Origin of the sequence: Mesorhizobium sp. M7A.T.Ca.US.000.02.2.1 (genome assembly GCF_003996995.1) — a bacterium.
Classification (GTDB): Bacteria; Pseudomonadota; Alphaproteobacteria; order Rhizobiales; family Rhizobiaceae; genus Mesorhizobium.
The window spans coordinates 1-19213 of record NZ_RZTT01000074.1; the positions used below are offsets into that span (position 1 = coordinate 1).

A 19213-nucleotide genomic window follows, 5' to 3' on the forward strand; every position below is an offset into this window, starting at 1 on the left:
GCTTTCTCATTCAATTGGCTCCATGATGAAGGCATTTCGGAACAGGACGTTAACGGATGCCGTAGGAGGAAAATTCCCTCCCCGGACGACTTTTGCCAGATCTTTGCTTTTTATGGGACACTGAAAAAGAAAAGCCCCGGGTGATACCGGGGCTTCCTGGAAATCGATCACTTCGCCTTTTCGTACAATTCAAGGACATGGTCCCAGTTGATCAGGCTGTCGACGAACGCCTCGAGATATTTCGGCCGGGCGTTGCGATAGTCGATGTAATAGGAATGCTCCCAGACATCGACCCCGAGGATCGGCGACGCGCCATGGACGAGCGGGTTCTCGCCGTTCGGCGTCTTCGAGATCGCCAGCTTGCCATCCTTGACGGAAACCCAGGCCCAGCCGGAACCGAACTGGGTCGTGCCGGCGGCAATGAAGTCGGCCTTGAACTTGTCATAGCCACCGAGATCGCTATCAACTGCCTTCTGCAAGGCGCCCGGCAGCTTGTTGCCGCCGCCGCCTTTCTTCATCCACTTCCAGAAATGGATATGGTTGTAGTGCTGGGCGGCATTGTTGAAGAGGCCGGCATTCTTGCCGAACGACTGCTTGACCACCTCTTCGACCGACAGATCACCCAAGCCTGCCTCGGCGGCGAGCTTGTTTCCGTTATCGACATACGCCTTGTGGTGCTTGTCGTGGTGATATTCCAGCGTCTCTTTCGACATGTAAGGCTGCAAGGCCTCATAGTCGTAAGGCAGAGCGGGCAATTCAAAGGCCATGGATAGTACTCCCTCGTGGAAAAATCCGGTGTCGATACCGGAGTAAGATAGGTCTGGAATGGATTGGGACAACTCCGGATGAAGCGTCGGTCGCCTTTTTATCCGCTCAAGCAGCGGAAGTCGAATGCGCCCAATCCCAATAGAGTTCGCGCGCCTTTTTGGCCACCGGCCCGGGTTGCAGATTGCGATCCTCGATACGCGTGACCGGCACGACCTTGGAATGGTTCCCGGTCGAAAAAATTTCGTCCGCTTCGAGGAAATCGCGCACCGACAGCGTCTTTTCCGTGGTCTTGAACCCATACTCGCCAAGCAGCGTTATCGTGCGCGAGCGGGTGATGCCGGACAGGAAGGTGCCGTTCGGCGCCGGTGTAAAGACATGACCGTCCTTGACCAGGAAGATGTTCGAGGTCCCGGTCTCGGCAACGTTGCCCAGCATGTCGAGCACCATTGCGTTGTCGAAGCCGCGCATCTTGGCTTCGAGAATGGCCCGACCGTTGTTGGGGTAAAGGCAGCCGGCCTTGGCGTTGGTCGGCATGGTTTCGATGGTCGGACGCCGGAACGGCGACACGGTCACCGAAAAGCCAGTCGCCGGAATCATCGGCGATTCATAGAGGCAAAGGCAAAAGCGGGTAGACGCCGGATCGGCCGGGACGCCCATATAGCCGCCATGCTCGGCCCAGTACATCGGCCTGATATAGACCGCCGTCTTGCCGTCGAACTTCTTCAACCCGTCCCATGTCAGCCCGACGATTTTGTCGGCGCTCATGTTCGGCTTCAGGCCGAGTGCGATCGCCGAAGAATTCACCCTGGCGGCATGGAGGTCGAGATCCGGCGCCACGCCTTCGAACCAGCGGCCACCGTCGAACACGCTGGTGCCGAGCCACATGGCGTGGCTGCGCGGCCCCAGAATGGCGACGTTGCCCTCGTGCCAATCACCATCGACGAAAGTCCATGTCGCGGATTGCGCCGCAGCCGCCAGTGTCATCGTGTGGTCCCGCCTCAGTCGGTCTCGTGTGACGGCCATTGGAAGATGCTTTGGCGGGCGCCGTCAACCGGCATCATGGAGTTTTGTTGAGGCCAGTGCCGGGGCGCAATGCAATCAAAGCTTGCACCTTGTCGCACCTGCCCTCAAAACTGTTGTCATGCAATACGCCGCCTATGTCTTCGACGCCTATGGCACGCTGTTCGACGTGCATGCCGCCGTGCGTCGTCATGCCGACCGGATCGGGCCGGACGGCCAATTGTTGTCCGAGATCTGGCGCGCCAAGCAGCTCGAATATTCCTGGGTGCGCACGCTGATGGGCGCCTATGCCGATTTCTGGCAACTGACCGAACAGGCGCTCGATTTCGCCTTGCGCAAAGTTCCCTCGGCCGACCCCGGTCTCAAGGCGATATTGCTGGATGCCTACTGGCGGCTGGATTGCTATCCGGAAGTGCCGGCCGTGCTCAAGGCGCTCAAGGCTTCGGGAGCGAGGCTGGCGATCCTGTCCAACGGCTCGCCCGAAATGCTGCAGGCGGCGGTCAAATCCGCCGCGCTCGACCAGGTTCTGGATGACATCTATTCCGTCGATAGGGTGCGGCGCTTCAAGACCGACCCGGCGGTCTACGATATGGTCGCCACCGGCTGGCGCCTTTACCCCGGCGCGGTTTCCTTTCAGTCGTCCAATCGCTGGGACATTGCTGGCGCCACCAAATTCGGTTTTCGCACGGTGTGGATCAACCGCTCCAACCAGCCCGAAGAATACCGGGATTTTCCACCGGCCCTTATCCTGCCGTCGCTCGAAGCCCTTGTGCCCGGCAGCTAGGAAACCTGTGTCTCTGGCGCCACAGTAGCAGCCTGGTCACAGCTTCGCCTTTGTTTGCCCACGTTCGGGCCAGAATCGGAACCGCCTATCGCCCCAGGTGTTGTCAGGCACCCGCGCAACTGTCGGCGAATTCACGTTTTGTTGCGATTTGAGACTTAAAGAAGGCAACCATGTCCATTACCGAAATCGAATCTTTTCGCCTGAGCCGTCGCGGCTTTCTCAACGCCGCAGCCCTGGGCGCCGCTTCGATCGCGGTTTCCGCATGCGCTACCACCGGGCCGGGTCCGGTCGAGCCGCCGCCACCAACCTATGTCGAGCCGCCTCTGGCCGATTATGTGACGATGTACGCCGCTGTCAGCGACGGCGGCTTCGATTTGCCGGCCATCCCCGTCGACAAGATCGATCCGCAGTTCCTGCGTCAGATCGTTCCCGACCCGACGGGACAGAAGCCGGGAACCATAGTCGTCGATACCACCGGCCACTTCCTTTATCTGGTTCGTCCAGGCGGTCAGGCGATACGCTACGGCGTCGGCCTTGGCCGCGCCGGCTTCGAATGGTCCGGCGACGCCGTCGTTCAGTGGAAGCAGAAATGGCCGAAGTGGACGCCGCCGGATGAAATGATCGCCCGTCAGCCGGAATTGAAGCCCTATAGCGCCGACAATGGCGGCATGCCCGGCGGCCTGAAGAACCCGCTCGGCGCACGCGCGCTCTATCTGTTCCAGGGCAATGTCGACACGCTCTATCGTCTGCACGGCTCGCCTGAGTGGCGGTCGATCGGCAAGTCGGTCTCGTCAGGCTGCGTGCGTCTGATGAACCAGGACATTATCGACCTCTATGATCGCGTGCCCTCGAAGACTCCGGTCGTCGTGACCAGCGACGCCAGCCAACCCATGGTGGCGACGGCCAACCGACAGGCGATCCCGATCGACGCCGGCGTGCCAGACGGATCGGTGCTGCTTGGACCGGTCAAGGCGATCACCAATTCGATCTTCTGATCTGCGGGGGCGTGACGAGGTTTGCCCCCTGAGGAGCTTTAGCTGTTCCTCAGCGGGCGCCAATGTAGGGACGTTCACACCCTGATCTCACTGGGGAGCGCACTTTAGGCGAACGGGCTCACTTCAGTCCCAGATGCAAGGACAGTCGATTTGCAGCTCCTCGAAGGTGCTTTTCCGCAGCTTTGCGAGCCTCTTGTGGATTCCCCTCCGCGATCGCGATGAATATGGCGATATGCTCTTCCTGAACTTGGGAGAGTAGGGCATTTCGCAGCGAACTGGCGCGAGCCTTTCGGATAAAATTCCGTACATGCGACTCCAGGAAATTGGACATTTCCTTGAAATGCGGATTGCCGCAGGCATCGACGATCTCTCTGTGAAAGGCCATATCCTCCTCAACGCCGGCTTCATCGTTGTCGAACGCCCGCTGGATGGCATGCAATTGCATTTCAATCGCCGCAAGCTGCTTTGCTGAGCGCCGTTCGGCAGCCAAAGCTGTTGCAGCCGATTCCACCGCCATCAGAAGCTCGATGATGTTTTCAACATCCAATGCATCGGTCAGATCAACACCGGCCAATCGAAACGCCATCTCCTTCGTCTCGATTACGAACGCCCCTAGACCCTGCCGGGTTGCAACGAGTCCGTCGCGTTTGAGGATGCCGATTGCTTCCCTGACGATCGGCCTGCTCACACCATATTTTTCCGATAGCTCGTGCTCCGTTGGCAGCTTGTCGCCCTTGGCGTGTGCGCCCGAAGTGATGTCACTCCTGATCCTCGAGGCTACGGAATCGGCAAGTGAAGGTCCTCGTCTAACCTTTTCATCATAGACCATACGGTGCTCCAACATCGTCGCTTTCGGACGACACATCTAAGCTGTTGTGGCTCTGTTGTACCCACGCTGCCGCGAATTTTCTTTTGTCAGAATAGCAGATTTAACTTGTCAGGCAACCTGGCAATATGGTTCATTGGCAACTGCGGACATGCGGTACCAACGCCTTGCTGGTGCGCGAACGCTGGGATGTCGTGTCGGCAACGGTCCGAAGCGTGAGAACGCTCAGTCGCTGAGGTGACCGGTCGGGTCTTCGCAAGAACGGATAAAGAAACGGGAGGAAGCGCATGAATATTTTTGATGATCCGCAACGGTTACGCCGGCTTGCACAAGAGGCCACCGAATACACCGATTTCAATCGCCGGACTCTTCTGAAGAGTGTGGGCGGTCTGATCGGCGGCGCGGCGCTTGCAAGCACATCGATACTTGCCAGCGCCGAGGAAATAACGCCGCCCGCTGCCGGCAAGAAGGTGCGCATTGGCGTCCCGCTGACCTACGGGCCGTTCAATCAGCCGTGGCGCCGTGGCTGCTGGCAGATCGTCAAGGCGGTGCTCGATGCCGGAGGCGAGGTCGTCACGATTCGCGGCGAGCCGACAAAGCCAAGCGAACAGTCCGCCGAGCGGGCGCTGCTCGACCGCGGGATCGACGCGCTTGTGATGGGGATCTACTCGCAAGAATCCGAAACCGCCTATATTGCGGACGAGGCGCACAAGAGAGGCATCAAGACGGTCGGCTTCACCATTCCGGTCAAGAATTCACCGGCCGTCATGGACGATGTCTGGGGAACTGCGACCACGCTCGGCTACTTCGTTCAGAACTATACCGGCCGCCAGGGCACCTTCGCCCAGACCGCGGAACAGCGTGGTTATTTCACGCCGTTCGACATGGAAGTGGACATGTTCGAACTCATGTGCCGCTACGAGCCGCGCATGAAGGTGCTGCCCTTCATCGACGGCGGCCAGGGCACGACCGATGAGATTTCGGTCGGCCGTAAGAACATGCTGTCGCTTTTGCAGGCCCATCCGGAGCCTGGTTCGCTTGCGGCCTTCATCTCGTGGTGGTGGCCATTCACGCTCGGCGCGGCGCAGGCGCTGAAACAGATCAACAGGGACGACGTTCCGCTGTTCAATCACTACCTGTCGACCCAGTTCCTTGAAGCCTGGGCGGCCAAGCAGGTGCCGGTGGTCTTCAGCTGCGACTCGCCCTTCCCTGAAATCGGCCGCAAGACCGGCGAACTCGCGGTTAAGCTCGCGCGAGGCGAGGACGTGCCAAATATCGTCTACCGCATCCCCGTGATCACCAAGACGCCGGATCAGGCGAGCGAGGCTCTCGCCGAACTCAAAAGCTGGGACGAGCAGGCAATCGCCCTGCTGAAACAGTACGGCGGCTAGACGCGAACTGGCATACGGCGAGCAGAGCGTTGCCGCCGTATGCCCCGCTTTCAGCAGAATGCGACTCGTGCCGAAGGGTGCCGGGACCCAATCCATTTGGTGACGGCAATCGCGTGGCACTGGACCGTACCCTTGCATCTGATCAACGAACGACTGGAATCTAAAAAGTGACGCATGTGGAGCAGGAAAGCCTTGCCAAGGCGAACACAGCCAAGGGCACTGCCGTCAACGCAGTGCCAGCGGGAAGACGCGAATCCGCCGTCATGCGGTTTCTCAGACAATGGGGAACAATCATCGTCCTGGTCGTGGCCGCCGTTGGATTTTCCATAGCCTCGCCCTACTTCGCCACCGCTTCCAACTTGAACAACATCCTCTTTTCGATGATCGTCAGTGCGTTGGTCTCTATGGGATTGACCTGGGTCGTGATCGCGGGGAGCTTTGACCTTTCGATCGGTCTCACAGTGACGACATCATCAATCCTCGTCGCCTTTCTGATCCCTATCACCGGCCCTTGGCTTGCAATCGTGTTTGCTCTGCTTGCCGCATGCCTGATCGGTGTGGTGAACGGGCTTCTGGTGACCTATGGACGGCTATCGGGCATTGTCGTCACGCTTGGCGTGATGTTCGTGCTCGATGGGATCAACGTTTTTATCACGGGCGGTTATCAGGTCCCAGTTAGCTACGACGAAACCGCATTTCTTTATCTCGGCCAGGGTAAGCTCGGAATCGTCGGTGTGCCCGTAATCATCCTGGTGGCGGTGTTCATCGTAGCCCTCATCGCCGCAGCGCGGACACGGATCGGCCACTACATCGCGGCGGTCGGCGACAATCCGATGGCGGCGTTCTACTCCGGGATCAACGTTTATCGATGGGTCATCCTCGCATTCGTGCTTTCGGCATTGATGTCGGGGATTGCGGGCGTGATCGTGACCGCTATCTCATCCTCGGCGCAACCGGTCGGTGGCGAGGGCTACCTCCTCGAGGCCTTCGCCGCGGTGTTCCTTGGCGCAACCGTGCTCGGAAAGGGCAAGCCACATCTGTTTGGCACTCTCGTTGGCGTCTTTTTCCTGTATATGGTGGATTCCGGGATGAATATGGTCGGCTTCCCCTTTGCCGCCCGCCACATCTTCCAGGGACTGGTGCTCATCGTCGCGGTTGGAGCAAATGCGCTTCTCAACCGTGAAGAAGTCCATCTCAAGTTTATCTGAGGTGACGGCGATGAACGCGACACCACTGGTTGAACTGAAGAATCTCGAGAAGGAGTTCGCCGGCACCAAAGCGTTGAAGGGCGTGAGCCTTAGCTTTCTGCGCGGCGAGGTGCACGGCCTGCTTGGTGAAAACGGTGCGGGCAAGTCGACCCTCATCAAAATCTTGACGGGTGTCTATGCCCCGAGCGCCGGTGAGATTTTCCTTGAAGGGTCACCGGTCAGGGTTTCCAGCCCGCCGGAAGCCCATCGGCTGGGCCTCGGAGCGGTCTATCAGGACGCAGAACTGGTATCCAGCTTCACGGTTGGGCAAAATATCCTTCTTGGCAATGAGCCTGGGAGGATCGGTATAAGCGACCGGGCGATCCATGACGAAGCTGCGGAGATTCTGTCGCAAATGGGCATCGAGCTCGACGTGCGGCGGCTTGCCGGTGCACTGTCCGCAGCCGAGATGCAACTCGTCACCTTGGCGACCTTGTTCCATCGGCGCTACAAACTGATCGTTCTTGATGAGCCGACAGCTCGCCTTTCGGCAGCGGAATCGGAAGTTCTTTTTCGGATCGTCGATGGCTTCAAAGCGCAGGGGATAGCCATCGTTTACATCTCCCATCGGCTTCGAGAGGTCCAGCAGATCTGCGACCGCGCCACGATCCTTCGAGGGGGACTTGTTTCCGGAACCCTTAATCGTGGCGAGGTCACCGAAGACCGCGTTACTGAACTCATGGTGGACCGCAGCCGCTCTGAGCTTGCGACCTACAATGATGGCAATAGCGTCCGTCCAGAAGTCCTGGTTGAGGTTGCTGGCCTCGGCACGGCGCAGTTGGCGCCCCTCAGCTTCAAGATACAAGCCGGAGAGGTGCTGGGCTTCACCGGTCCCGTTGGCGGCGGGATGGAAGATGTCGCACGGGCGCTTGGCGGCATCAGCCGGCATTCCGGCACGGCAAAGGTGCGGGGCAAAGCGGTCAATCTGGCCACCCCGATCGCTGCACGTCGTTCAGGCATCGCGCTGATCCCCGAGGACCGGCGCAAACAAGCCCTTTTTCCCGCACTCTCGGCTGCCGAAAACATCTGCCTGCCGGTCCTGCATTCGCTGCAACATTTTTTGATGATCCGGCCCGGCACCATGAAAAGATATGCGGAAGCCGTGCTGGACCAGCTTGCGGTGCGCCCACGCGCTTCCTCCACGCAGGTGCGCTTCTTCTCCGGTGGCAATCAACAGAAGCTGGTCATCGGCAAATGGATGAGTGCGAAAGCCACCGTCTATATCATCGTGGAGCCGACCAACGGCGTCGATGTCGGTGCGATCAAGGAAATCTACGATATCATACTGCAACTTGCCCGCGATGGCGCCGCAGTCCTGCTCATTTCGTCGTCCCTGAACGAAATGCTCGCGCTCGCCGATCGGATCATGGTCATTCATGACGGCAACTGCGTCGCGGAGGCACCGAAAAAGAGCTGGACATATGACGACCTTCTGGCCGTCACCCTGAGCGGCAAGTCGCGACACACGGCGTCGCCGCCGCACGTCACCCGTTCAACAGAAGAGGAAAGCAGATGAGCACGGATATCAGGCTCTACATGTTCCAGACTGGGCAGATTCGACAGAAAGAGGTCGATATCAAGCTTGGCTACAGCCAGGACGAGTTCTTCACCCCAATCCCCTGGTACCTAATCGTCCATCCCAAGGGAAACATCGTTATCGACGGCGGCACAGCGGTTGAAGCAGCGCGTGATCCGGTTGGCTGGTGGGGCGACACCACCAAGAAATACTATCCTATCATGGATCCCGAAGAGGGCTGCGTGAACCAACTCGGCAAGATCGGAATGAAGCCCGACGATATCAAGTTCGTGCTGCATTCGCATTTGCATCTCGATCACTCCGGCGCCTGCGGCAATTTCCCAAAAGCCCGCCATCTTGTGCAGCGGCGGGAGATTGCATGGGCGTTCGCCGCCGACTGGTTCATGCAAGGCGGCTATATCAAGAAGGATCTGACCAAGGATGGCATCAACTGGGACGTGATGGAGGGCGAGGACCAGTATGATGTCTTCGGCGATGGCAGCGTGCAGACTTTCCTGTCTCCGGGACACACCCCCGGCCACCAGTCCATCATGGTAAGGCTGCCCAACACCGGTTCGATCCTTCTCGCAATCGACGCCGCTTACACGATGGATCACTGGGAAGAGAAATGCCTGCCCGGCGCGCTGACGTCCGCGCAGGAAGCCGCTGCTTCCGTCAGAAGGCTGCGGCGCATCGCCGAGAAAGAAAACGCGATTGTCGTGCCAGGCCACGACATGGAAACCTGGAAGAAGTTCAAGAAAGCTCCGGCGGAATACTATGACTAGGTTCCGCTGAAATATGCGGCCGGCTGAAGATCGCCGGCCGCACCGCTAAAAACCAAAATGGTCCTTCAAAATCAGTTGCGCGCGCGGACCGCCTCAACAAGGCGGCGCGGTACGCGTGGCGGGTTGCACGAGAGTATTTACCAGATGCACAAGGCTGCTCTCGATCAAATCCAGCAGCGCTGGAACGAGGCCTCCGCGCCATGGGATAAGAAATTGCTCTCCCAGATTTATACGCAGGACGCTCTTTTTTTCGGTCTACTGCCTAGGTTGTACGTCGGACGATCTGAAATAGAGGAGTATTTTGGAAGCTATCAACTCATACTAGAAAAAGTGAATTTAACGCTTGTCGACCAGAATACGAGATCGTTGAGTCGAGGTCTGTTCGCGGCGCAAGGGTTTGGCGATATCGTTAATTACTATCGTGACGGCTCTGTCGTAAAAAATAGGGTCAGGACTTCGTTCGTTGTTTCAAGAATCAATGGTGACTGGCAGATTTATCTGCACCATTTCTCTGAGCTGATCCGGGATAAATAAAGTCTACGGACAGTGGCGAGGCTCGCCAGGAACCGCGCTGAGCAACGGGTGTTCTACTCGCGCGACGGGTGGCGCATAGCTGCCGCTCCTTACCTGCCCCTCGACAGACTCCCCAATATCCCGCGCACGATTGCCCGGCCGACCGACGAGCCAACCGAGCGCACCACCGACTTGATCGCCGCCTCGGCCACCGTCTGGCGGTTGGACGGGCGCGGTGCAGATGTGCGCCTGCCACCGGATTGCGGCGCGGGATCGTCATTGCCGAAGCCCGGAATGGTCCAGCGCGAGCCGCCGCTGCCGGCCTGCTGGGCCTGCTCTTCGGCATCGTGCGCGTCCTTGGCTTTTTTTTGCAGCATTTCGAAAGCCGACTCGCGATCGACGGCCTGATCGTACTGGCCGGCGACCGGGCTTTCCTGGATCAGCTTTTGTCGCTCGGCTGCCGTTATCGGTCCAAGGCGCGACGACGGCGGGCGGATCAGGGTCCGCTGCACCATGGACGGGACACCCTTGGCCTCCAGCGTCGAGACCAGCGCTTCGCCCGTGGCAAGCTGGGTAATGGCGGTCATGCAGTCGAAATCGGGATTTGGCCGGAACGTTTCGGCCGCCGTCCGGACTGCCTGCTGCTCACGCGGCGTATAGGCGCGCAGCGCGTGCTGGACGCGATTGCCGAGCTGGGCCAGGACTTTTTCAGGGATATCCAACGGGTTCTGCGTGACGAAATAGACGCCGACGCCCTTCGAGCGGATCAGTCGGACCACTTGTTCGACGCGATCGATCAGCACCTTGGGTGCTTCGTCGAACAGAAGATGCGCCTCGTCGAAAAAGAACACCAGCTTCGGCTTGTCGGGGTCGCCGACTTCCGGCAGCACCTCGAACAGTTCCGACATCAGCCATAGCAGGAAGGTCGCGTAGAGCCGCGGATTCATCATCAGCTTGTCGGCGGCAAGCACGCTGATGGCGCCGCGTCCGTCGCGGGTGGTGCGCATGATATCGGCGATACGCAGTGCCGGTTCGCCGAAGAAATTTGCGGCTCCCTGTTGCTCCAGGACCAGCAGCGTGCGCTGGATCGCCCCGACCGATGGCTTCGTCACGTTGCCGTAGCGCGAGCCGATCTCGTCGGCACGCTCGGCGATGTTGGCCAAGAGCGCCTGCAGGTCCTTCATGTCGAGCAGCAGCAGACCTTCCTCGTCAGCCAGGCGGAAGGCGATGTTCATGATGCCTTCCTGCGCCTCGGTCAGGTTCATCAGGCGCGACAGCAACAACGGCCCCATTTCCGAGACCGTGGCGCGGATCGGATGACCCTGTTCGCCGAACAAGTCCCAGAAGATGACGGGGAATTCCTGGAAGTTATAAGGATCGAGCTTGACCTGTTCGGCCCGCTTGACGAGGAAATCCTGTGCCGTGCCCATCATCGCGATGCCCGACAGATCCCCCTTGATGTCGGCGCAGAACACAGGCACGCCGGCGTTGGAAAATCCTTCGGCCAGGATCTGCAAGGTGACGGTTTTGCCGGTACCGGTGGCGCCGGTCACCAGGCCGTGACGATTCCCATATCGTAGCAACAGTTGCTCGGCACGCTGATAGCTGTCGTCGGGCTTGCGGCTGGCGCCGATGAAAATACTGGTGTCGTCAGCCATATGTCCGGTCTCCGCAAACTGATGTGTCTAAAGCCAGTGGCCTTGCCGCAGGTATAGTGAGGCCATTGCACAGCGACAATGCCATTCGTCCAAATCGGGGCCATTCGTCCAAATCGGGGCCATTCGTCCAAATCCGGGCCATTCGTCCAAATCGCCCCATTCGGTCAAATCGGGTTTTTGGAGCTTGCGGATTTTGCCGCTGTTTGGCAATCGTCGTCCATGCGGACTGACCTATATCTGATGGATCGAATCCGGTCTCTGAAAGCGCATTGCATTGCGATATCGGACCGGGGACCGTAGACTGAACCGCTCCCGGCCGGTGCGGCCGCATGAAACGAGGAGGACGGATGGGCGCCGGAGCCTTGATCCAGGACGTGGAACCCGAAAACATCGAGCGCCAGCGATGGCTCGCATTGGCGGAAAAGGCTTTGGCAGGCGCTTCCTTCGAGGAAAGGCTGGTCTCGCACAGCGACGACAACATCCGTATCGAACCGCTCTACGACCGCAGCACCGCGGCGGAACCGATCGTACGCGCAAACCCGAAATCGCCATGGATCGTCAGCCAGCGGGTCGACGATCCCGACACCAACCGCGCCAAAAGCCAAGCGCTGGAGGATGTGGCACAGGGTGCCACGGGATTGTCGCTGGTCTTCGAGGGGGCGCCGAACGCGTTCGGCTACGGCTTGCCGAGAACAGCGGAGGCGCTGGAGGCGGTGCTTGACGGCATACCGCTCAACCGCATCCAGGTTCGCATCGACGCCCATCCCTGGAGCCGCGCCGTGGCCGACTGGCTGGTCGCTTTCCTGAGCAAGCGGCGGTCGGACCCGGCAAAACTCAACCTCTCCTTCGGCATCGATCCAGCAGCGATCTTCGCGGGAACCGGTCGGCTGCGCATGTCGATCGAGGCGCTGCGGGCCTCCATGCCGCAGTCGCTGGCGCATTTCTTTGCGATGGGCGTTCCGGGCGTGCTGCTGGAAGCTGACGGGCGCGTGTTCCACAATGCCGGCGCCACGGAAGCGCAGGAACTTGGCATCATGCTGGCTTCGGCTGTCTCCTACCTCAGAATGTTCGAGACTGCGCGGCAGCCGCTTGTCTATGCCGCACCTCATATCGGTTTTGCACTCAGCGTCGACCAGGACCAGTTGCTGTCGATAGCCAAGATGCGGGCGCTGCGCAGGCTCTGGGCGCGGACGCAGGAGGCTTGTTCGATCCCGACATCCACGGCCAGTATCCATGCTGAGACGTCGTTTCGCATGATGACGGCGATGGACCCGGAGACCAACATCCTGCGCACCACCATTGCATGCTTTGCTGCGGCGTGCGGCGGCGCCGATTCGATCTCCATCCTGCCGCACACGATCGCGCATGGTCTGCCGGCGGGTTTTGCCCGTCGTGTTGCCCGCAACACGCAGCTGATCATGGCCCATGAAAGCCATATCGATCATGTCACCGATCCCGCCTATGGTTCCGGCGCTGTGGAGGCGCTGACCGCGGAATTGTGCGAACTGGCCTGGGCGGAGTTGCAGACGATCGAAGCCGAGGGCGGTGTCCTGTCCAGCCTTCAGGACGGACACATCCAGAAGCGCGTCCACGCAGCGGCGGAGCAGCGCAATGCAGCCTACCGCACAGGTGAACGGGCCATCATCGGCACCACGCTCTATCCATCGAAAGACGAACGTCCGGTCGAGACGCTGGCGGCGGAACGGCGGCCGGCCTTCACCGAAGGCGTTGCCGTCTGCGAGCCGCTGTTTCCAGTCCGCATCGACCAATCGATCGGAGCCGGCTCTTGATCCCGGACTTCGGCCAGATCGGCTGGGTCCCGCCACGCCGCGCGCCTGTCGAGGTCAAAGGCCAGCGGACCACGCCGGAAGGGCTCATAGCCAAGCATCTGTACAATCAAAGCGATCTCAAGGGGCTGCCGCATCTCGACACCTATCCGGGGCTGCCGCCCTTCGTGCGCGGCCCTTACCCAACCATGTATGTCCAGCAGCCCTGGACGATCCGGCAATATGCCGGTTTCTCGACGGCCGAAGATTCCAACGCCTTTTACCGGCGCAACCTTGCCGCCGGCCAGAAGGGGCTGTCGGTCGCCTTCGATCTCGCCACGCATCGCGGCTATGACAGCGACCACCCGCGCGTTGCCGGTGATGTTGGCATGGCGGGCGTCGCCATCGATTCCATCCTCGACATGCGGCAGCTCTTCGACGGCATTCCGCTCGACGAGATGACGGTATCGATGACGATGAACGGCGCGGTGCTGCCGATCATGGCGCTTTACATCGTCGCCGCGGAAGAACAGGGCGTTGCACAGAGGGATCTCGCCGGGACCATTCAGAACGACATTTTGAAGGAGTTCATGGTCCGCAACACCTACATCTATCCGCCAAAGCCTTCGATGCGGATCGTGTCGGACATCTTCTCATACACATCGAAGAACATGCCGAAGTTCAATTCGATATCGATCTCCGGCTATCACATGCAGGAGGCCGGCGCGACGGCCGACCTTGAGCTCGCCTACACGATCGCCGATGGCATCGAATATGCCCGCGCCGGCGTCGCGGCGGGCCTCGACATCGACCGCTTTGCGCCTCGCCTGTCCTTCTTCTGGGCCATCGGCATGAATTTCTTCATGGAAGTCGCCAAGCTGCGGGCCGCGCGCCTGTTGTGGGCGACCCTGATGCAGAAGAATTTTTCGCCCAAGGACGAGCGCTCGCTGTCGCTGCGCACCCATTGCCAGACTTCTGGCTGGTCGCTGACAGCGCAGGATCCCTACAACAACATTGTCCGCACCATGATCGAGGCGATGGCGGCAACGCAGGGCCACACCCAGTCGCTGCACACCAATTCCTTCGACGAGGCGATGGCACTGCCGACCGACCACTCGGCGCGGATCGCCCGCAACACCCAGCTCATCCTCCAAAAGGAATCCGGCACCACGCGCATCATCGACCCGTGGGGCGGTTCGGCCTATCTCGAACGGCTGACGCATGATCTGGCGGCGCGCGCTCTTGCCCATATCGAGGAGGTCGAGGCGCTCGGCGGCATGGCGGCGGCGACCGAACAGGGCATTCCCAAGCTGCGCATCGAGGAAGCCGCCGCGCGCACGCAGGCGCGGATCGATTCCGGCGAGCAGATGCTGGTCGGCGTCAACGCCCATCGGCCCGAGACCGACATCGAGGTCGACGTGCTGAAGATCGACAATGCCGAGGTCAGGGCCCGGCAATTGTCGAAGCTGCAACGGCTGAAGGGCACGCGCGACGTCGCCGCCGTCGAAAGCGCGCTCGATGCGCTGACCCGTGCCGCGCAAGGCAATGAAAACCTGCTGGAGTTCGCCATCCGCGCCGCGCGCGCCAATGCCACGGTCGGCGAGATTTCATTCGCGTTGGAAAGGGCGTTTGGGCGCCACATCGCTACGGTGCAGACCATTTCCGGCATCTATCGCAAGGCGCTTGGCGATCATCCCGTGGTCGATGGGCTGCAGGACAAGCTTGACGCCTTCGAGAAGAAGACCGGCGGCAAGCCGCGCATCCTGGTCGCCAAGATGGGTCAGGACGGCCACGACCGTGGCCAGAAGGTCATCGCCACGGCCTTCGCCGATCTCGGCTTCGACGTCACCGTCGGCGCGATGTTCCAGACACCGGAGGAGATCGCCAGGCTGGCGGTCGCACAGGACGTCCACATCGTCGGCGCCTCGTCGCTGGCGGCGGGACATCTGACGCTGATCCCCGAACTGCGCGACGCGCTGAAAAAGCTCGGCCGCGGCGACACGCTGATCGTCGCCGGCGGCGTCATCCCACCGCAAGACTATGACGCGGTGCGACAGGCCGGCGCTGCCGAGATCTTCCCGCCGGGAACTGTTATTCCGGAGGCGGCGGATCGGCTGCTGGACCGGCTGCTGGCGGTCCGCTAGGCTTGTTATAATATCTGTTGCAACTTCTCGCCGGTCGAGTTATAATCGGCGTTGCAACAGGATATCTGTCATGAACACGACCATTCGCAAGATCGGTAATTCGGAAGGTGTGATCCTGCCCAAGGATCTGCTCGATCGTCTGAACATGAAGACAGGTGATCAGCTCCAGATCGTCGAAACGGACAAGGGCATTGCCCTTGAGCCGATGGACGACAGTTTCGAGCGGCAGATGGAAGCTGCTCGCAAGTTCATGGACAAATACAAGGTCGCGCTTCAGAAGCTCGCCGAATGAGCTGGGAGTTCCTTACCCGGCGTGCGGTTGAAGCGATGCATGCCGAGCAGTTGCGCAGGCATGGCGGTGCTCAAGGTTTGAGAGATGAAAATGCTCTCGAATCTGCGCTCGCGCGTGCCGAGAACAAGGCTAACTACGAAAACCCTTCGGTTGAAGACCTAGCAGCCGCCTATGTCTTCGGCATCGCAAGAAATCATGCCTTTGTCGACGGCAACAAGCGCACGGCCATAGTTGCAGCCGGTGCATTTTTGATCGTGAACGGCCATGTCCTGACAGCCGACAACGGCACGCTCTACGAATTCGTCATGGCCCTTGCTTCAGGCGAGATCGATGAAGCCGGAGCCGCGGCGTTCTTCCGCGACCATGTCGTCAAGATCGAGGATTAGCTCTCGGAAAGCTTGACGATTTCCCATTCCTTGCCGTTGACGCTGGCCAAGTCGCCGATCTTCTTGCCGAATAGGGCGACCGCCATCGGCGAAACATGCGAAATGCTACCCTTGGTGGGATCAGCCTCGTCTTCGCCGACAATTTTCCAGTGGACCTTCCTGCCGTCGTCGCCCTCGATCGTGACGCCCATGCCGAAGCGCACCACGTCGCTGCCCGGCTCCGGTACGGAGAGTTCGGCGCTTTCACGCCGGGCGGTCCAATAGCGCAGGTCGCGCGACACGACCGCGATGCGCTCGCGGTCTGCTTTCCGTTCGGCCTTCGCCAGTATGTCGCGCAGATCGGCGAGATTGTCCTCGATCTGCGCCAGGCCGCGTTCCGTCACCAGATTGCGATGGTGGCTGACCGGCCGTTCACCGACGCCGGCGATGGCGTTTTCGCTGTCTTCCTCGCGGGTGAAAGCTCTGCTCATTTCCTGAACTTAGGCGCGGAAAGGCTGCACGACAAGCCATCGTAGCGGCCTCGGTGTGAGAGACATAACGGCTGGCACGATTCCTGCGATATCAGGCTTGAACGCTGGGATTCTGTGCCGATGTTGAACAGACGAACGCTGCTGACCGGGACCGCAGGCTTTGCCGTCATGGGCCTTGCGCTCGGCAAGGCGGTGGCCGCAAGCTTGAGCGGCATCGAGAAAGCCTCGATGCGCGGCTCGATCAATGCCACAGAACTCGGCGTGCAGCCCGGCACATCAGACGATCAGAGCAAGGCCTTCGCCAAGCTGCTGCGTGACGCCAATGCCCGCGATATGCCGGTGTTCCTGCCGCCCGGCACCTATGTCGTCTCCAATCTTTCACTGCCCGGCCGCGTACGTCTTTCCGGGGTGCCGGGCGCGACGCGCGTCGTTTACGGCGGTGACGGCCACCTTTTCATGGCCGAACAGGCTGACCATATCGAACTCAGCGGTCTGGTCTTTGATGGTTCGAACCGCACGATGGGCGATTACACGCAAGGGCTGCTCGATCTGCGCCGTATCGCGCACCTCGCCATCGACAATTGTCAGATCACCGGCAGCGGCAAGAACGGACTGGCGCTGGAACACGCGATCGGCCGGATCGAGCGCAGCGAGATATCGGGCGCCGCCGATGCCGGCATTTACTCGGTCGAGGCTGGCGGGCTGTCCATTACGGGCAACACCGTCTCCGATTGCGCCAATGGCGGCATCCTCGTGCACCGCTGGCAGGTGGCCGAAGACGGCACCATGGTCACCGGCAACCGCGTCCAACGGATCCAGGCACGCAGCGGCGGAACCGGGCAGAACGGCAACGGCATCAATGCCTTTCGCGCCGGCAATGTCGTCATCTCGGGCAACATCGTCTCGGACTGCGCCTTCTCGGCGATCCGCGCCAACAGCGCCAGCAACCTGCAGATATCGGGCAACACCTGCTCGCGCTCGGGCGAAACGGCGGTCTATTCCGAGTTCTCGTTCGAAGGCGCCATCATCAGCAACAACATCGTCGACGGCGCCGCCAACGGCATCTCGATCGTCAATTTCAACGAAGGCGGCCGCATGGGCGTCTGCTCCGCAACATCGTGCGCAATCTGTCGACCAGCGGTCCCTACCCCGCCGACTCGCCGGGATTTGGCGTCGGCATCGGCGTTGAGGCCGACACCACCGTTTCCAACAACGTCATCGAGAACGCGCCGCTTTATGGCATGCAGATCGGCTGGGGTCCCTACCTGCGCAATGTCGTCGCTACGGGCAACATCATCCGCAAGGCCGGAACCGGCATCGTCGTGTCCGTGGTCGAGGGTGCCGGCACGGCGGTCATTTCAGACAATATCATCGACGGCGCGCTCAACGGTGCGGTTGTCGGCCAGCGTTGGGCCGAGCCCGCAACGGGCGACCTCGCCTCGTCAAACGATACCGGCTATGCGCATCTGACCGTCGAGCGCAATCACGTCAGTTGAGGGCTGCCGTCGGCCTCAGCGCCCCGACCTTGACACCGTTGCGGTTTTCGATGGGCGTGTTTGCCAACTCGCTCAGCTTGAACGCCAATGCCTCGTCGGCGCGCAACAGTTTGGCGAGGACGGCGGCAATCATGGCTCCGCCGGCACGGCCGGCGCCATCATCGCATTTGAGCGCGATGCCGAGACCAAGCTCCGGAATTGCGGCACAATGGACGCCTTCGGCGCCGCCCTTCGTGAAAATCCGCCCTGGTGCGGCCTCCATCAGTGCGACGTCTTCGCGGCCGCTGCCGGCAACGAAGAAGGGCTCGGCCATGCAGGCGGAAAGTAGCCGCCTCGCGGCCTTGGCTCGCTCGGGGCCAAAACCTGATGTCGTGGCCATGCGGGCAAAGCCGATCGCAAAGCTCCTGAGCGGCACCGCATAGGTTGGGATCGAACAGCCATCGATGGCCCGCTGGTCCTCACCATGGACAGCACCCGTCACCGATTGCATGGCGTCGCGCACCAGCTCCTGCAAGCCATGTCCCGGCTTGACATAGCCACGATGCGCAATGCCGGCGTGGACGCAGGTGCAGAGGAAGCCGGAATGCTTGCCGGAACAGTTGTTGTGCAACGCGTTCGGTGAACCGCCGGCGCGGGCGAGCGCAATCTCGGCGTCATGATTGGACGGCCAATGCGTGCCGCATTCGAGCGCTGATCCGTCCAGCCCGGCCTTGGACAGCATGGATCGCGCCAGTTCGACATGGGCCGGCTCGCCCGAGTGGGACGCACAGGCTAGCGCCAGTTCGCGGTTGCCGAAGCCATAGGCATCGGCCGCACCGCTTTCGACCAGCGGCAGTGCCTGGATCGCCTTGACCGCCGAGCGCGGAAACACCGGCTTGGCTGTGTCGCCGATCTCCCAGACGGGCTTGCCGTCGCCATCGAAGACCGCGACTGAGCCGCGATGCGCGCTCTCGACGATCGCGCCGCGCAACACTTCGATCAGAACCGGATTTGTCATGAACCCTCCCGTAAATGCGGGCGGTTTACCTGATCCGGTCGAGAATGGAAACGTAGTTGGCGACCGCGGCACCGCCCATATTGAAGATGCCGCCAAGCTTGGCGCCCGGCACCTGGATGCCGCCGGCCTCGCCGACAAGCTGCATGGCGGTCAAGACAT

General features: G+C 60.7%; 17 protein-coding genes and 2 pseudogenes. 12 read left to right on the plus strand and 7 right to left on the minus strand.

Going from position 1 to position 19213, the window contains the following annotated elements; genetic code table 11:
• Positions 1–167 precede the first annotated feature (167 nt).
• Positions 168–767, minus strand: a complete 600-nt coding sequence (locus EOD15_RS09835) for a superoxide dismutase (protein WP_013532667.1) — start codon at positions 765–767, stop codon at positions 168–170.
• Positions 768–873: 106 nt separating this feature from the next.
• Positions 874–1752: a branched-chain amino acid aminotransferase gene (locus tag EOD15_RS09840; protein ID WP_127269956.1), complete on the minus strand. Its 879-nt coding sequence runs from the start codon at positions 1750–1752 to the stop codon at positions 874–876.
• 157 nt (positions 1753–1909) lie between these two features.
• Between EOD15_RS09840 and EOD15_RS09845 the strand changes: the two genes are divergently transcribed.
• Both EOD15_RS09845 and EOD15_RS09850 read left to right on the plus strand, forming a co-directional pair.
• The gene (locus EOD15_RS09845) at positions 1910–2572 is read left to right on the plus strand and encodes a haloacid dehalogenase type II (RefSeq protein WP_027035819.1); all 663 of its coding nucleotides are present in this window, start codon (positions 1910–1912) and stop codon (positions 2570–2572) included.
• 170 nt (positions 2573–2742) lie between these two features.
• The gene (locus tag EOD15_RS09850) at positions 2743–3567 is read left to right on the plus strand and encodes a L,D-transpeptidase (RefSeq protein WP_127269960.1); all 825 of its coding nucleotides are present in this window, start codon (positions 2743–2745) and stop codon (positions 3565–3567) included.
• A gap of 118 nt (positions 3568–3685) precedes the next feature.
• On the opposite strand, the gene EOD15_RS09855 is transcribed toward EOD15_RS09850, so the two are convergent.
• On the minus strand, positions 3686–4396 hold the full coding sequence (locus EOD15_RS09855; RefSeq protein ID WP_127319091.1) for a FadR/GntR family transcriptional regulator: 711 nt from the start codon (positions 4394–4396) through the stop codon (positions 3686–3688).
• 284 nt (positions 4397–4680) lie between these two features.
• Between EOD15_RS09855 and EOD15_RS09860 the strand changes: the two genes are divergently transcribed.
• From EOD15_RS09860 to EOD15_RS09880, 5 genes are all read left to right on the plus strand, one after another.
• Positions 4681–5784 carry a sugar ABC transporter substrate-binding protein gene (locus tag EOD15_RS09860; RefSeq protein ID WP_127319089.1) on the plus strand — a complete coding sequence of 368 codons (1104 nt, stop codon included), beginning with the start codon at positions 4681–4683 and terminating at the stop codon, positions 5782–5784.
• 167 nt (positions 5785–5951) lie between these two features.
• Positions 5952–6992, plus strand: coding sequence for an ABC transporter permease (locus EOD15_RS09865; protein WP_245463626.1), 1041 nt, complete (start codon positions 5952–5954; stop codon positions 6990–6992).
• Complete coding sequence (locus EOD15_RS09870; RefSeq protein WP_245463627.1) at positions 6949–8547, plus strand: sugar ABC transporter ATP-binding protein; 1599 nt, start codon at positions 6949–6951, stop codon at positions 8545–8547. The genes EOD15_RS09865 and EOD15_RS09870 overlap by 44 nt, the downstream gene beginning before the upstream one ends.
• On the plus strand, positions 8544–9332 hold the full coding sequence (gene attM / locus EOD15_RS09875) for an N-acyl homoserine lactonase AttM (RefSeq protein ID WP_127268346.1): 789 nt from the start codon (positions 8544–8546) through the stop codon (positions 9330–9332). The genes EOD15_RS09870 and attM overlap by 4 nt, the downstream gene beginning before the upstream one ends.
• A 57-nt stretch (positions 9333–9389) precedes the next feature.
• On the plus strand, positions 9390–9866 hold the full coding sequence (locus EOD15_RS09880; RefSeq protein WP_236382862.1) for a nuclear transport factor 2 family protein: 477 nt from the start codon (positions 9390–9392) through the stop codon (positions 9864–9866).
• An 89-nt stretch (positions 9867–9955) separates the two neighbouring features.
• On the opposite strand, the gene EOD15_RS09885 is transcribed toward EOD15_RS09880, so the two are convergent.
• Positions 9956–11503: a helicase HerA-like C-terminal domain-containing protein gene (locus EOD15_RS09885; RefSeq protein ID WP_127319087.1), complete on the minus strand. Its 1548-nt coding sequence runs from the start codon at positions 11501–11503 to the stop codon at positions 9956–9958.
• Positions 11504–11850: 347 nt separating this feature from the next.
• On the opposite strand from EOD15_RS09885, the gene EOD15_RS09890 reads away from it, so the two are divergent.
• From EOD15_RS09890 to EOD15_RS09905, 4 genes are all read left to right on the plus strand, one after another.
• Entirely contained in the window at positions 11851–13293 is a 1443-nt protein-coding gene (locus tag EOD15_RS09890) for a methylmalonyl-CoA mutase subunit beta (protein ID WP_127408448.1), read from the plus strand.
• Positions 13290–15413: a methylmalonyl-CoA mutase gene (gene scpA / locus EOD15_RS09895; RefSeq protein WP_127319083.1), complete on the plus strand. Its 2124-nt coding sequence runs from the start codon at positions 13290–13292 to the stop codon at positions 15411–15413. Before EOD15_RS09890 ends, scpA begins: the two co-directional genes overlap by 4 nt.
• A gap of 70 nt (positions 15414–15483) precedes the next feature.
• Positions 15484–15705, plus strand: a complete 222-nt coding sequence (locus tag EOD15_RS09900) for an AbrB/MazE/SpoVT family DNA-binding domain-containing protein (RefSeq protein WP_127319081.1) — start codon at positions 15484–15486, stop codon at positions 15703–15705.
• Entirely contained in the window at positions 15702–16091 is a 390-nt protein-coding gene (locus tag EOD15_RS09905) for a type II toxin-antitoxin system death-on-curing family toxin (RefSeq protein WP_127319079.1), read from the plus strand. Before EOD15_RS09900 ends, EOD15_RS09905 begins: the two co-directional genes overlap by 4 nt.
• Here the strand turns inward: EOD15_RS09905 and greA are convergent.
• Complete coding sequence (greA, locus tag EOD15_RS09910) at positions 16088–16561, minus strand: transcription elongation factor GreA (protein ID WP_127319077.1); 474 nt, start codon at positions 16559–16561, stop codon at positions 16088–16090. The two genes, EOD15_RS09905 and greA, sit on opposite strands and share 4 nt — an antisense overlap.
• A 120-nt stretch (positions 16562–16681) precedes the next feature.
• On the opposite strand from greA, the pseudogene EOD15_RS09915 reads away from it, so the two are divergent.
• Positions 16682–18057, plus strand: a pseudogene (locus EOD15_RS09915) (TIGR03808 family TAT-translocated repetitive protein).
• On the opposite strand, the gene EOD15_RS09920 reads toward EOD15_RS09915, so the two are convergent.
• Together EOD15_RS09920 and EOD15_RS09925 are read right to left on the minus strand one after the other, a co-directional pair.
• Positions 18050–19054 (minus strand): asparaginase, encoded by a 1005-nt coding sequence (locus EOD15_RS09920; protein ID WP_127408449.1) that lies wholly within the window; start codon positions 19052–19054, stop codon positions 18050–18052. The pseudogene EOD15_RS09915 and the gene EOD15_RS09920 sit on opposite strands and share 8 nt — an antisense overlap.
• Before the next feature lie 25 nt (positions 19055–19079).
• Positions 19080–19213, minus strand: a pseudogene (locus tag EOD15_RS09925) (thiolase domain-containing protein); the annotation flags it as partial.

Coding starts and splice junctions, on each gene's coding strand:
- EOD15_RS09835 (WP_013532667.1), bottom strand. CDS start 767: ATGGCCTTTGAATTGCCCGCTCTGCCTTACGACTATGAGGCCTTGCAG.
- EOD15_RS09840 (WP_127269956.1), bottom strand. CDS start 1,752: ATGACACTGGCGGCTGCGGCGCAATCCGCGACATGGACTTTCGTCGAT.
- EOD15_RS09845 (WP_027035819.1), top strand. CDS start 1,910: ATGCAATACGCCGCCTATGTCTTCGACGCCTATGGCACGCTGTTCGAC.
- EOD15_RS09850 (WP_127269960.1), top strand. CDS start 2,743: ATGTCCATTACCGAAATCGAATCTTTTCGCCTGAGCCGTCGCGGCTTT.
- EOD15_RS09855 (WP_127319091.1), bottom strand. CDS start 4,396: ATGGTCTATGATGAAAAGGTTAGACGAGGACCTTCACTTGCCGATTCC.
- EOD15_RS09860 (WP_127319089.1), top strand. CDS start 4,681: ATGAATATTTTTGATGATCCGCAACGGTTACGCCGGCTTGCACAAGAG.
- EOD15_RS09870 (WP_245463627.1), top strand. CDS start 6,949: ATGCGCTTCTCAACCGTGAAGAAGTCCATCTCAAGTTTATCTGAGGTG.
- attM (WP_127268346.1), top strand. CDS start 8,544: ATGAGCACGGATATCAGGCTCTACATGTTCCAGACTGGGCAGATTCGA.
- EOD15_RS09880 (WP_236382862.1), top strand. CDS start 9,390: ATGGTCCTTCAAAATCAGTTGCGCGCGCGGACCGCCTCAACAAGGCGG.
- EOD15_RS09885 (WP_127319087.1), bottom strand. CDS start 11,503: ATGGCTGACGACACCAGTATTTTCATCGGCGCCAGCCGCAAGCCCGAC.
- EOD15_RS09890 (WP_127408448.1), top strand. CDS start 11,851: ATGGGCGCCGGAGCCTTGATCCAGGACGTGGAACCCGAAAACATCGAG.
- EOD15_RS09900 (WP_127319081.1), top strand. CDS start 15,484: ATGAACACGACCATTCGCAAGATCGGTAATTCGGAAGGTGTGATCCTG.
- EOD15_RS09905 (WP_127319079.1), top strand. CDS start 15,702: ATGAGCTGGGAGTTCCTTACCCGGCGTGCGGTTGAAGCGATGCATGCC.
- greA (WP_127319077.1), bottom strand. CDS start 16,561: ATGAGCAGAGCTTTCACCCGCGAGGAAGACAGCGAAAACGCCATCGCC.
- EOD15_RS09920 (WP_127408449.1), bottom strand. CDS start 19,054: ATGACAAATCCGGTTCTGATCGAAGTGTTGCGCGGCGCGATCGTCGAG.